Origin of the sequence: Paenibacillus sp. OK003 (assembly GCF_900109515.1) — a bacterium.
GTDB lineage: Bacteria > Bacillota > Bacilli > Paenibacillales > Paenibacillaceae > Paenibacillus > Paenibacillus marchantiae.
On sequence record NZ_FOBD01000019.1, the window covers coordinates 122,375 to 136,099 of the forward strand.

Genomic DNA, 13,725 nt, shown 5'->3' on the forward strand with positions numbered 1-13,725 from the left:
GCGTATGTATTCCTTTCAGGAACGATGCAGGCCGGGATTCGGCTTAATTTTAAACAACAGGAGAGAGCATATGAAAATACTTACTTTAAATACGCACGCTTGGGCAGAAGAAGACCAACTGAACAAGATCAGTCAGCTGGCTGATTTTATCAATACACACCAATTTGATGTGATCTCCATGCAAGAGGTTAATCAATCGATGCAAGAAGCAGCGCTGTCCGCGGAGGAACTGAAACATTACTTTGCCACGGAATCTGATGCTGTGATCAAAAAAGACAACTACGCCTACGTTCTGCTTACGCAACTGACCGAGACCTATTACTGGACATGGATTCCCGCCCATGTCGGTTTCCAAAAATACGATGAAGGGCTGGCAATCCTGAGCCGGACGCCGATTACAAAGGCTTTTGGAGAGTATGTATCCCACATGCGGGATTACGCCAACTACCGGACACGCAAAATTATAGGTGTTCAGACTGAAGTACAAGGCGAAGCAACCTGGTTTGTGAATGGACACTATAATTGGTGGGATGATGAACAAGAGCCTTTCAAGGGACAGTGGGAACTAACCGAGAGCAAGCTTGCTCCATATATGGACCAGCCGCTGTATATTATGGGTGATTTCAATAATGTCGCAGAAGTACGTGGGGAAGGCTACGATTATATGATGAGCAAGGGCTGGAATGACCTGTACATGACGGCTGTGCAAAAGGATGACGGTGCAACCGTGGTCAAAGCCATTGCCGGCTGGGCGGATAACAAACGCGATCTGCGTATTGATTATATTTTCTCCAATCGTCCGGTACAAGCGAAGTCTTCAACCGTAGTTCTCAACGGAAAGAACGGCCCTGTGGTCTCTGACCATTACGGCGTAGCTGTGGAAATTTAACATTAGGTCAGCCTTGTATACAATTTTTTATCAAAATGAAACGAAAGCCTCCGCTCACTTCCTTAGAGGAAAGTGCAGTTGGAGGCTTTTATTTTCAGCCTATGGCAGACTGTTATGCAAAAGACTCACGTTTTTTAATTTCTAAACCATTGCTCCCCACGTTCTCGAAATAGGCGATATGTTCAGAATCGGTTCAGAGCCTCTCTATATAATGTGCATTATCGTACATGTCCATATTATTTAAGGAAGATCCTCGATTGGATTTTGCGTTGGAATGACACGAACTTACTTCATACTGGAGGAGCATTCTTTTGAAAAAAAATCATTTCATCAGCTCGATTCTCGCGGCGTCCTTGTTGACAACACCTTTGTGGACGACACAGGCTAACGCCGCAGTATCATTTACCGATATCGATAAATCCTACGCCAAGGATGCCATTGTAGAGTTGCAAAACGAAGGGATTATTGCCGGATTCAGTGATGGTCGATTTAATCCGTCCGGTATGATCACCAGACAGGATTTTGCCATCCTGATTGCCAAGACGTTAAAGCTGGATGTAACCAATAACGCTCCATCCAATCCGACATTTACAGATATACCTGTAACCAGCTATGCCTATGCTTCTGTTGAAGCGGTATATCAAGCAGGTATATTTAAAGGCATGGGAAGCGGAAAATTCGGGAGTGGTCAGACATTATCCAGACAGGATATGGTCGTAACCCTGATGAGAGCGAAGGGAACAGACGTAACGGGCAAAGCTGCTTCGTTAACGTTCAAGGATAGCGCAAATATTTCGGAATATGCAAAAGATGCGGTTGGAGCGGCACTCGAAGCTGGATACATTATCGGTGATCAAAACAACATGTTTAAACCCGTGTTGCAAGCCGATCGTCAAGCTGCGGCACTGACGGCTTCTCGATTGCTGCAAACGATAAAAGAAACTACAGGTCCGCAACCTGAACCAGTGCCTACGCCAACACCAACTCCAGAGGTAACACCAACGCCCGTGCCTACTCCGGCTCCATCTACCAGTTCGAATAATAGCGGGTCCTCATCAGGTGGAAGTAGCGACAGCGGGAACATGAATCCATCTATACCTGCGGATACAACAGCACCAACGGTGGATGTAAGCAAATTTAGCATTATCGATAATTACAGTGGAACCTGGGATCAAGTTCAGGGGGATTCTGGAGCGGTCAGTGAAGAGGGAGCCTGGGTAACTTTCTATAGCTGGAATGATGTGAATACAAATGGAGTCGTGGATGAAGGAGAACTGGACGAAGGAATTCCCCTTGCCAAAAGCAAATCGGATGGTTCACTTGCGCTTACCAAGTTGAAAAATTTGACTCCAGGAGACTACAAATTTGTGGTTACTGCCAAGGATTCAGCAGGTAATGAGTCTCCTAAAAATGCGGCGCATGTATTTACTTTTACGCTTGTGAACGGGGATAAGCCAGTACCCGTGCCAACTATAAGGTCTAGTAATTATGGTTTCGATTCGAACAACTCCAAAGCGAAATATCTCCAGGTTCAAACTGTTAATCCTGCATTTTCTCTTTATTATAATGTAGGGGAAAGTTTTGTGGATGGTACCATCGAGTATTCGACCAACGCTTTTCAGTTTAGCGTAAACGATTCTTACGAAATTGATGGTGAGTCTTATACGATCGATAGCAGCCAAATTAGCAATGATGGTCATACGCTTAAGCTTAAAGTGACTGTGGAAGCTGATACCCGTATTACTCTGGTATTATTAGATAAGCGTAATAATGATATAAGTCAAAATGATTTTATCATTCGAGCAGATGCGGATGGTGAAGGATTAACCAAATCTGTATCTGAAGAAAACGAGAAACTTATCGTTCACTTTGTCATTTACGGATAAATGGAATTTAGATGAGACGGACTACATTTATGTAGTCCGTGGTGTCTTCTTAGGGTAAGAATGAGAACATGAAGGATCATTTGTAAGCGCAATCAAAAATTTGTAGCCACCGGGAAGCAGGTCAGTTATACTTGGTTTATTATTCGGCAGTTCCAAAGATAAACGAGGATTATAAACGTTCGCCAAAAAGGGATTTTCTCACAAAGGTTAAGCGCTATACCTAAGTATTCCATCTGGAGAGGAATGTGGGCATTCAATGACAACGTATTTCAGTGAACCGCAGAGCATGTATTATCGATTCGGAGAAGATCAGGATCAGGTGCTGAAGGTGCTGGCTGAGAGGTATATAGGCGCCAATGCGCAGGCTGATTTTGTATATCGCGTATTTCAGAAGTCAGGTATTTTGCAAAATGAGAAGGGTCTGTATGATCTGAATTTGAGTAAACGTTTCCCTGATGCACGTAAAGGTCAGATTTCTTATGCCGCAGCGCTGGTATGGGGGGATGAAGATCGAAATCTGGATGTGCTGATCCGCTGTTATGGACCGGTTCGCTTCTATTTTAACGAGCAATTGGTATATCGCTCCACGGTCATGGATGAGATCAACCTGGACGCGACTGTGAAACTGGGAATCGACATAAAGCCGGGATGGAATATGTTGCTGCTGGAGATGAAGTATACACCTGCGGGCTTTGGATGCCAGTTTGGCTCGGACGAGGGGAAAGTACGAATTCTGAATGTGCTTGCTCCTTTCCAGGAGAGACAGGGACAAGCCGGATGGGTGTATTCCAAACCTGTAAGTTCGGAGGACAGTCATCCGGAATGGAATCTGCTCGGGTCAGAAGAGGATCACAGACTGGAGTGGCTGCCTGATGCGCAATGGTCAGAGGAAAAGCAGACGCAACCGTCTTTGGAGAGAATGTACGGACATCTTCCTGGTCAGCAAGTCTATGCGTGGACACGGTTGATGAACAGGGATTTAAGCGATGGCCCAATCCGTTTGTCTGGTCAATCATCCGGGCCACTGAATATATGGCTGAACGGCCTATCGGCGGTGCAATTGAAGGAAGCGGGTTCGTTCGAGGTGAGCATTCCCGCATCTTTTGGACGGAACGACCTGTTGATTCGCAGTGAATGTAGCGATACGGCTGAGCCATGGAATTTTGTAATAAACGCAACAGGGAATGGAGAGCAGCTGGAACTGGAGCTTCCCCAACGTGTGCACGGAGCTTCTGGAGATTCGTGGTTATATCTAGGTCCTTTTGAATCGGAGAACGTCGAACCTGATTTACAGGATTTAATGCGCACTGATCGGGTGTTTGAAGGACGGAAGGAACGCATATATTGGCGACTGGACAGACCGGATGCGTGGATACGCCCCTATTATGAAAATGCAATGCTAAGTAACAAATGGACCGTAGGCAGTGTGACCAACTATGGTCGCTGGGATTATCCATTAGGTGTCACCGTATATGGTCTGTTGCAGACCGGACGTTATTTGCAGCGGCCTGACATTTCCCGTTATGCGTCAGAACATGTGCAGTCGTGTACCCGTATGGATGAGTACTCATTATGGGATCGGGAGCAGTATGGTTTTCCAGCGGTTAACCAGCAGCTGGTTATGATGAAAATGCTGGATAACTGTGGCTCTTTTGGCTCCGCAATGCTGGAGTCCTACTCCGAATGTCAGGAGCCGACGTTCTTGCCGATTGCCGAACGGATTGTAGATTTTATGCTGACCCGGTTGGAGCGACAGGAGGACGGTGCATTTTACCGCGAGTGTATCGGTGAATTTGCCGAGAATACGATGTGGGCAGACGACCTTTATATGAGCACTCCGTTTCTTGTGCGGTATGCCCGATTGACGGGAAATAATTCAGCACTAGACGAAGCGGCCAGACAATTTTTATTGTATCGGAAGTATCTGTTCATGCCTGAATTCAAGATCATGTCCCACGTATATGATTTCAAATATGGACAGGCGACACAGATTCCGTGGGGACGGGGAAATGGTTGGACGCTCTTTTCACTGTCTGAGGTATTGGAAGCTTTGCCAGCAGAGCACCCGGAGCGCCCGGCTTTAACTGCCTTCTTTAATGAATTATGTGAAGGATATGCAGCTCTGCAAGGAGAGGGCGGATTGTGGCATCAGGTATTGAATGATTCGGAAACATACCAGGAAGCCTCCTGTACAGCGATGTTTGCTTATGGTTTTGCACGGGGAGTGCGGTTTGGCTGGTTAAATCAACCCGCGCGTTACTATGAAGCAGCTGAACGGGCATGGAGAGGATTAACCCGTAAAGCGATTGACCGTCAGGGCAATGTACATGGTGTATGCAGTGGGTCGAGATATGCCTTTACCGCAGAATACTACAATAAAGACCTGCTCACCGTAACGAATGACAATCACGGTATTGGCATTATGATGCTGGCAGGAACCGAAGTAGCGAAGATGAAGAAACATCTGGCCCAGCCTAAGGTGTCATCAACTGCTGTGACGCAATCCTGAAAGTGACAGTAAAACTCCAGGATGGATACCTTGATCAAAATCTTACATGATATCTAATATCTACTTTAACGTTTCAATGCAGACGTCTGGATGACCACCGTTGAGATGGAGTGAGGCACACTACGCCGCACGAAGAATGCTATATAGATGAATAACCACCGGGAGCATCATTTCTGGTGGTTATTTAATCACTATGAATATCGATATCAATTGAATGGACACTTGTCCCAACCCCTTACTTTTTTGACAGGAAAGCTTACTTTTGTTTATGTCATGAGCAGCCATAGGCCGTTACAATAGTTTTTGTAAGCGATTCCACAAATGCAAAAGGGGAGGAAATTCATTCATGTTGAATACCAAAAAGTGGGTAACCCTGTTCTGCCTATCCCTATTAATGTTCGCTACAGCCTGTTCCGGAGGATCATCAGCCCCGTCTGCTTCAACCAATGAAGGAGAAGAAGGGGACACTTCCGGCAAAATTGAACTTCGTATGACCTGGTGGGGATCACAGACTAGACACGATCTTACGACCAAAGTGATTAAGCTGTTTGAAGAGAAGCACCCTGGCATTACCATCAAGCCGGAATATTCCGGTTGGGACGGATACTTTGACAAGCTGACCACACAGGTAGCCGGTTCAAATGCACCGGATATCATACAGATGGATTACGCTTTTCTAACCGATTTTGCCCGGCGTGGTGCATTGCTTGACCTGACCCCATACGCAGAGAGTAAAGAGCTGCGCACGGAGGACCATGACAAGAGCATGCTCAAAGCCGGATCGATTGACGATAAATTATACGCCATTACATTGGGTGTAAATGCCCCAGGTGTCATCTATGATGCGACCGTATTCCAGGAGCTTGGGATTGAGGAGCCGCAGGAAAGCTGGACGTGGAAGGATTTTAGCGACATAGCGGCCAAGATTGCAGCAGAGAAGGGTGACGGTTTCTACGGTTCGGCGGATGTATCGGGAACTACCAACATGTTTGAGGTATTTATCCGGCAAACAGGCAAGGGGCTATTTGATGGCGGGACGTTGACAGCAACCAGCGAGGAGCTTCAGCAATGGTTTGACATGTGGGGGGCGCTTCGTGAGAACGGGGGTGCTACCTCTGCAGAGGTGACGGCATCCACTACGAATGCACTGGAGACACGCCCGATCTCGCTTGGTACAGCCGCCATGGATTTTGCCTGGTCTAACCAATTGCTGACATTCCAGCAGGTGAACAAAAACCAGGATCATAAGCTTGGAATACAAGTACTTCCGCACGGTGTGGATGAAAAGCAAATCGGTGAATACCTGAAAGCAGGTCAGTTCCTGTCCGGTTATGCCAAAACAAAACATCCGAAGGAAGTGGCGATGTTTATCGACTTCATGGTAAATGATCCTGAAGCTACCGCCATTCTCGGCTCGGAGCGCGGAGTACCCGTCAATGCCAGCATCCGTGAGAAGATGCAGCCTACGCTGCCAGAAGCGGAGCAAGCCATCTTCCAATTTATCGATGTGGTATCGAAAAACTCCAGTGAAATTGATCCGCCATACCCGCAAGGATTTTCCGAAGTGGATACCAGCTTCAAGAGTGCAAGCGAGCAGATTGCCTTTGGCCAAGGCAACACACCGGATGTGATTGCCCAGTTCATTGAAGGGGCCAAGGCGACACTTGCATCAAGTCAATAACACTTGAACGGTTCCAGACTTCATATTCCGCGGGGAGGTTGCGAAGATGAGTACAACACAGGTCAGTCAAGCACGAACCGAGCGTGTGACAGCCCGGCGGGTGAAACGGAGATATGCCCATAATGGAGCAGCGCTTCTGTTTCTGGCCCCATGGCTGGTTGGTTTATTGTTTCTGACACTTGGGCCGATGCTCGTTTCCTTATACATTTCGTTCACCGACTACAGTATCCTGGCCGCCCCTTCCTGGGTCGGTCTGGATAACTACACCACGATGTTTACATCGGATAAACTGTTCATCCAATCGCTCAAAGTCACATTTACGTATGTCGCTGTCTCCGTACCGATCAAGCTGATTTTTGCCCTGCTGGTGGCGATGCTGTTGAACAAAGGTATCCGCGGGCTTGGCATTTACCGTACGGTGTATTACATCCCAACCCTGCTTGGGGGCAGTGTCGCGATTGCAATGCTGTGGCGCAAAATGCTGGGCGGTGACGGACTGCTTAATGGGGTGCTTGCCATGATTGGCATTAAGGCACCCGATTGGGTCGCCAATCCGAAATATGCCCTGTATTCGATCGTACTGCTGTCCGTATGGCAGTTCGGATCGTCAATGATTATTTTCCTGGCAGGCTTGAAGCAGATTCCACCTGAGTATGACGAAGCTTCTGCCGTAGATGGAGCAGGCCCACTCCGGAGATTCTTTTATATCACACTGCCGATTCTGTCTCCGGTGATCTTTTTCAATCTCGTGATGCAGCTGATTACCTCCTTTCAGTCATTTACTCAGGCTTTTGTCATCAGTAACGGCAGCGGGGGGCCTGTTAATTCAACATTAATGTACTCTTTATACCTGTACAAAAAAGGGTTCTCGTTCTTCCAGATGGGTTATGCGTCCGCGATGGCCTGGGTGCTGGTGATCCTGATCGGTGTCTTTACATTGCTGGTATTCCGCAGCAGCAAGCTGTGGGTGCACTATGAGGATGGTGGGAAATCATGATTGGACAACGAAACTCTGCTGCGTGGGTAGCCGCCAAACATATACTTATCTCGGTCATTGCATTTGTCATGCTGTACCCGGTGCTCTGGATGCTGGGCAGTTCATTCAAACCGGGACATATGATTTTCACCGAGATCTGGTTCTGGCCGCAAGAATGGAATTGGCAAAATTACATCAATGGCTGGACGGGGATTCAAGGCAATCCCTTCTCCCGTTTTCTGACCAACTCCGTCGTCCTGTCGCTCGGCGCTGTGCTTGGCAATGTGATCTCTTGCTCGATGGCGGCGTATGCCTTTGCCAGATTGAATTTTCGGTTCAAAGCGATTTGCTTTGGTTTAATGCTGATGACGATCATGCTGCCACACCATGTAACGCTGATCCCTCAATATATTCTGTTTAACCATCTGGAATGGGTGAATACGTATCTGCCGCTGGTCGTGCCGAAATGGCTGGCGACCGATGCCTTCTTCATTTTCCTAATGGTTCAGTTCTTCCGGGGATTGCCCAAAGAGCTGGATGAAGCGGCGACGATTGATGGATGTGGTCCTGTACGAATTTACACCAAAATTATCATTCCGCTGGCCTTTCCTGCGCTGGTGACGACGATGATCTTTACCTTTTTGTGGACATGGGATGACTTCTTCAGCCAGTTGATCTATCTGAGTGATGTCAGCAAATATACGGTGCCGCTGGGTTTGCGTCTGTTCCTCGATTCCAGTTCCCAATCCGATTGGGGCCCAATGTTTGCGATGTCAGTGCTGTCACTGGTGCCTTGTTTTATCGTATTTATCGTGTGTCAAAAGTATTTCGTGGAAGGAATCGCGACCTCTGGGCTCAAAGGGTAATTCCAAGACGAAAAGAGTTGATTCCATGCGGAAACGAAGATTATCGTTATTCCTAAATCATAAGCTGCAACAAAGCAAGCTCTCCACGTTGATGGTGACTTGCTTTATTGCGTTTAACCTGCTGCTTGTCTCGATTATTGTCTGGCTGGCATACCAGTCGTTCTCTGCCGTCACGTTTACCGAGATCAGCAAAGCACGACTTGCTCTTCTGAACGAGAGTACACGCCGAGGGTTTGATTTTATTACAGGTGTGACAGGCACGGCTTACTCTTTGGCGAGCAACCGTGAGCTGTCGAGTCTGCTTGAAACGAAGGGAACGGGAAGGCTGACACAGATCCACCAACGGCGTGAGGTATCCAAAATACTGGATCACACGGTGGTAGTCAGTGAAGGTATTACCTCAGTGGAGCTGTATACGGATGCCTTCAACGGTGTCACAGTCACGATGGCCGACCGCATCTATCCAGTGGATACGATTGCTGGTGATTCATGGTTTGCTGCACTGGAGCATGCGGATGCGGCCTGGGTACCTCTGCGGGAAAACGAATCAGGCCAATCGCTAATCGGATACGCCCAGCGAATCTTTGACAGCCGGGGTGGTACGGTAGCCTACGTGCTTATCCGCCTGAGTCGCGCTGATATTGTACGCAGATTTGCGGATATGCCGATGGTGCTGGATGGACAGGTGCTGTTGGTGGATACCGCAGGCAATGTCGTCATGCAGATGGGGGATGACAATTTAGAGGTGAATTCTGGTGAGGATTCGAGCTCAATTCATGGAGCCTCAGAAATTTTTCTTTCTATTAATGTATCTGCTAATGCAGCTGCTGCTGGGGAAAGCGAACCAGTCGTCGATCGTGCATGGATTCAGGAGCATGTTGAACATGGGCAGGACGGATTTGAAGTGGTTTCCGGCAAACCTGGTGGAGCGCAGCTTGTTCTGTATTCAAGACCTGCCATGCTTCAGTGGCGACTGGTACAGACCATCCCTGTTCACACCCTGTTATCTCCTGTGAGGCAGGCCGGATGGCAGGTCCTTGGAATAGCTGTGCTGGGATTACTATTTTCGGCAGTACTTGCGTATCTGTTCGTTTGGCGGATTGTTCGTCCTTTACGTCAGCTGATCAAGCGGATGAGGCAACTGGAGAAGGGGGATTTCAATACCCGAATTCAGCTATCGTTTACTGAAGAATATGCCCATTTGGCGTATGGATTCAACCATATGGCTTCACAGTTGACGGAGTTGATGGAGCAGGTTAAGGAAGAGAGCCGAGCGAAGCGTGAAGCACAGACCGGTTTACTGGAGGCACAAATCAAACCGCATTTTCTTTACAACACACTCGACATGATCCACTGGCGTGCTCTCGATTATGAGGCCAAGGACATCAGCCGTATGATTGTACAACTCAGCAAACTGCTGCGTATCGGATTGAGCGGCGGCAGATTATTCATCCGGGTACGGGATGAGTTGGAGCATGCTCGTTGTTACGTCAGCATTCAGTCGGAGCGGCTTCCGTTCTCTATTGATTATCAGGAACAGATCGATCCGAGAGTGCGAGGCTGTTACATTCCCAAAATCATTTTGCAGCCCTTTATCGAAAATGCGGTCATGCATGGGCATCCGAAGGAAGGAAAACTTCGCATACAGGTGGATATAAGGGAAATGGATGGCATCGATCCACCATCCAAAATCACCATTTGCATAAAGGATAACGGACAGGGCTTGCCTGAGGGCTGGAAGTTGGAGGAGACGACTGGCATTGGGATACGAAATGTACATCAACGCATTCAATTATATTGTGGCACGGGGTACGGCGTTGATATATGTGCAGGTGAATTAGGCGGAGTAGAAGTGACCATTACACTGCCGCGTATTGAGACGGAAGAACAATTAAACTTATGGCTGGGCGGTGAAAATGAATGAAAACCATTATGCTCGTAGACGATGACCCGCATATTGTAAAAGCGTTGACCGATCATATTGATTGGCCATCCATTGGCCTCCGCATTGCAGGAACAGCTTCCAACGGTATGGACGCTCTGGAACTGTTCCGACAGCTGCGCCCCGATCTTGTGATGACGGACGTCTATTTGCCAGGAATGACAGGACTTGAGGTCACGCAGGCGTTGCGGAGGGACAATCCCCATCTGCCGATCATCATTCTTAGCGGATATGACGAATTCGAGAATGCCCGGGCTGCCATGCGCTGGGGTGTGAATCATTTTTTGCTAAAGCCTGCGGAAGTGGAGGAGATTGAGTCTGTTCTGCGTGAGGTGTTACTGGAAGAGGATGTGCGTGAGCGGCGTGAGCAGCTAGAGCGGACGTACAAACAGGAGATTGGGCGGGTGGTTCCTTATCTTCGCAAATTGTTTCTCCACGAGCTGTTAACCACGCGCTATCGGGAAGAGGAATTACCTACGGAGCGTATGGATTATGTGGGCATTCGTATACCCTCTCAAGTGCGCGCCATCAGTTTGCAGTTGTACCGGCCTGCATTTTTGACAAAGATGAAAGAGAGGGACTGGCAACTATTAAGATATGGGGCAGCAGATATTATTCAAGAGATCGTCAAAGAGCAGACTTCGCAGATAAACGATTGCCAGGTGGAGATTGTGGATTACTCGGATCAGGTGTTTGTGCTGCTACTATTTGACGAGAAGGAACTGCTAGAGCAATTGGAGTCCATTGTTGAACGGATAATTGATCAGATTTTTACGTATCTCAAAATCGAAATGAGCGCAGGTATTGGAACGTCCAAAGAGCACTTATGCGAAGTGATGGACTCCTATCTGGAGAGCAGAGAGGCGCTGGAGAAAGCAGAGTTTCAGGGCGGGAGCCGTGTATATCGATATGATTCATCCGGTGCGTTAACCCCGAGCGCAACGGATTACTCGCAATTGCTGCGACAATGGAGTGAGTCATGGGCAGATATGAGGACTGATCTGGCAGAGGAGATATGGGTTCACCTGCGCAATCTGCTGGAAGAAGGGGGTGGTACCAGTATTCAGGATGTGCAGGTTGTGGCCGTGAGCCTGTTCGACACGTTAATTCATAGTTGGAACCGACATTATCCCATGCTGGCACCGCCGCTCGCGATGAGCCATTTTTTGCGGGAAATTCAATCGAAATATGGGCTGCAGGATCTGATATGCTGGATGGATGGTATTATTCGCAACTGGATGGAACAGATACGTAAAGAAATGGGCGAGAAAAAAAGCAATAAACTAGTGGAGCAGGTAAAACAGTACGTTGAAATGCATTATGCTGAAGAGATTAGTTTTGAAGCCATTGCCAAGGGGCTGTTTGTACACCCCAAATATTTGAGTCAGCTGTTCAAGAGGGTGACCGGAGAGAACTTTGTGAGTTATGTGAACGGGTATCGGATTCAACGAGCGCTGGAGCTATTACAGTCAGGGCATTACATGGTCTACGAGGTTAGCGAGATGACGGGGTTCCGCAACGCGACGTATTTCAGTCAGGTGTTCAAGATGCTTACGGGCAAGAGTCCGTCTGAGGTGGGGTAGAGCCATGAATAGGATATGCAAAATAAAATAGAATGGAGGGATTATGGCGTATGATCATCGATCAACAGGAGTTTAATGTAGAAGGATTGACCTATTCGATTAGGTCCGCAATGGAAAAGGATGCTGAAGCATTGTCTTCACTTCGTGTACAAATAGATGGAGAAACCGAGTATATGGATCGTGAGCAAGGTGAGGGCTATATTGATCCAGCGGCGTTTGAACAAATAATCCGGTTGGACTCGGAGAAAGAGAGAAACCTGTTTCTCGTTGCTATTGTAAAGGAACAAATTGTCGGGTATTCCAGATGTGAAGGAGTTGATTTGAAGCGATTTTCTCATAAGGTTGAATTTGGAGTTTGCGTAGCGAAAGAGTTCTGGGGATACGGGATTGGGAAGAAACTACTCGAACACTCGATAGATTGGGCAGACACGAATGGAATTGAGAAAATGACCTTGAACGTGGTGGGGACCAACGATAAGGCGATGGAGCTTTACAGAAGAATGGGCTTCGAGATAGAGGGAACTTTGAAAAAGGATCGGCGACACGCGGACGGTCGGTATTATGATACAGTTATGATGGGAAGGTTCAGGGGCTGAGGGGAGAAGGGGGTGGTGAGAAGTTGGCTAGCAATATACGCCACTCCTTTTATTATTCAATAAATATTCTTTTATATGAAAGAACAGATACACGAGTAACTACTTATCTCTCATGGAGAGAGTTAATATCTAATAGATGTAGTTTCTTAAAATCTGATTTCATATATTGTTATAGAGGCTAATAGATATGTGCGATACAAGACTAAGTATCCCATGAGCTAGTAGATAGTGTTTCTTCAAAACGAATAGAATCTCAGTTTACTATGAACAGTAACTATTACCCTTTCTCTATAACTTAATGATACTTAACATTGTCATATCTATTGAGTGTAGCAGATGGGGTCTGATTGCAAGACAAAGATTGAATATGAATAGAAGGGAAATATAACGGTTCTATTTGTTCTCTCATAAAGCGGAGATAGAAAAATATTAATTAAGGGTTGCATTTTATTTTTGTACATGGTATATTCTAATTCCGGCCAAGAAAACACAAGAAACACGGTGCGGCAAGCAAATGAAATAAGCTTCGAAAGAAACTTAAAAAAAGAGCTTGCAAAGTTGGTTCGGATGTGATAAGATATAAAAGTTGCTGAGGTGAACAACACACGGCAATGAAACAAGTTTGATCTTTGAAAACTGAACAACGAGTGAGTAACAATCTTGCTTGCAAGATCGACGCTTAGAAATCGGTACACGTCTTCAGACTGTATGATTTCAAAGCAAAATAAATGAGATTTTTAATCTCGTCAGTTTCAAAATGAGCTTATCGCTCTTTTCAATACTTTATTGGAGAGTTT

The 13,725-nt window shown here is 46.9% G+C and carries 9 protein-coding genes; all 9 read left to right on the plus strand.

What is annotated here, in order from left to right; translation table 11 throughout:
- The first annotated feature begins 70 nt into the window (after positions 1-70).
- The gene (locus tag BMW94_RS24965; RefSeq protein WP_091001489.1) at positions 71-889 is read left to right on the plus strand and encodes an endonuclease/exonuclease/phosphatase family protein; all 819 of its coding nucleotides are present in this window, start codon (positions 71-73) and stop codon (positions 887-889) included.
- 311 nt (positions 890-1,200) lie between these two features.
- The gene (locus BMW94_RS24970) at positions 1,201-2,775 is read left to right on the plus strand and encodes an S-layer homology domain-containing protein (RefSeq protein ID WP_091001490.1); all 1,575 of its coding nucleotides are present in this window, start codon (positions 1,201-1,203) and stop codon (positions 2,773-2,775) included.
- A 256-nt stretch (positions 2,776-3,031) separates the two neighbouring features.
- On the plus strand, positions 3,032-5,284 hold the full coding sequence (locus BMW94_RS24975; RefSeq protein ID WP_091001491.1) for a glycoside hydrolase family 88/105 protein: 2,253 nt from the start codon (positions 3,032-3,034) through the stop codon (positions 5,282-5,284).
- 346 nt (positions 5,285-5,630) lie between these two features.
- Positions 5,631-6,965, plus strand: coding sequence for an ABC transporter substrate-binding protein (locus BMW94_RS24980; protein ID WP_091001492.1), 1,335 nt, complete (start codon positions 5,631-5,633; stop codon positions 6,963-6,965).
- 46 nt (positions 6,966-7,011) lie between these two features.
- Positions 7,012-7,962 (plus strand): carbohydrate ABC transporter permease, encoded by a 951-nt coding sequence (locus tag BMW94_RS24985; protein WP_090811449.1) that lies wholly within the window; start codon positions 7,012-7,014, stop codon positions 7,960-7,962.
- Positions 7,959-8,807 (plus strand): carbohydrate ABC transporter permease, encoded by an 849-nt coding sequence (locus BMW94_RS24990; protein ID WP_091001493.1) that lies wholly within the window; start codon positions 7,959-7,961, stop codon positions 8,805-8,807. The genes BMW94_RS24985 and BMW94_RS24990 overlap by 4 nt, the downstream gene beginning before the upstream one ends.
- A gap of 25 nt (positions 8,808-8,832) precedes the next feature.
- The gene (locus tag BMW94_RS24995; RefSeq protein ID WP_091001494.1) at positions 8,833-10,731 is read left to right on the plus strand and encodes a cache domain-containing sensor histidine kinase; all 1,899 of its coding nucleotides are present in this window, start codon (positions 8,833-8,835) and stop codon (positions 10,729-10,731) included.
- Positions 10,728-12,332, plus strand: coding sequence for a response regulator (locus BMW94_RS25000; protein WP_091001495.1), 1,605 nt, complete (start codon positions 10,728-10,730; stop codon positions 12,330-12,332). Before BMW94_RS24995 ends, BMW94_RS25000 begins: the two co-directional genes overlap by 4 nt.
- Before the next feature lie 50 nt (positions 12,333-12,382).
- Complete coding sequence (locus BMW94_RS25005) at positions 12,383-12,928, plus strand: GNAT family N-acetyltransferase (RefSeq protein WP_091001496.1); 546 nt, start codon at positions 12,383-12,385, stop codon at positions 12,926-12,928.
- Positions 12,929-13,725 lie beyond the last annotated feature (797 nt).

Coding starts and splice junctions, on each gene's coding strand:
- BMW94_RS24965 (WP_091001489.1), top strand. CDS start 71: ATGAAAATACTTACTTTAAATACGCACGCTTGGGCAGAAGAAGACCAA.
- BMW94_RS24975 (WP_091001491.1), top strand. CDS start 3,032: ATGACAACGTATTTCAGTGAACCGCAGAGCATGTATTATCGATTCGGA.
- BMW94_RS24980 (WP_091001492.1), top strand. CDS start 5,631: ATGTTGAATACCAAAAAGTGGGTAACCCTGTTCTGCCTATCCCTATTA.
- BMW94_RS24985 (WP_090811449.1), top strand. CDS start 7,012: ATGAGTACAACACAGGTCAGTCAAGCACGAACCGAGCGTGTGACAGCC.
- BMW94_RS24990 (WP_091001493.1), top strand. CDS start 7,959: ATGATTGGACAACGAAACTCTGCTGCGTGGGTAGCCGCCAAACATATA.
- BMW94_RS24995 (WP_091001494.1), top strand. CDS start 8,833: ATGCGGAAACGAAGATTATCGTTATTCCTAAATCATAAGCTGCAACAA.
- BMW94_RS25000 (WP_091001495.1), top strand. CDS start 10,728: ATGAAAACCATTATGCTCGTAGACGATGACCCGCATATTGTAAAAGCG.
- BMW94_RS25005 (WP_091001496.1), top strand. CDS start 12,383: ATGATCATCGATCAACAGGAGTTTAATGTAGAAGGATTGACCTATTCG.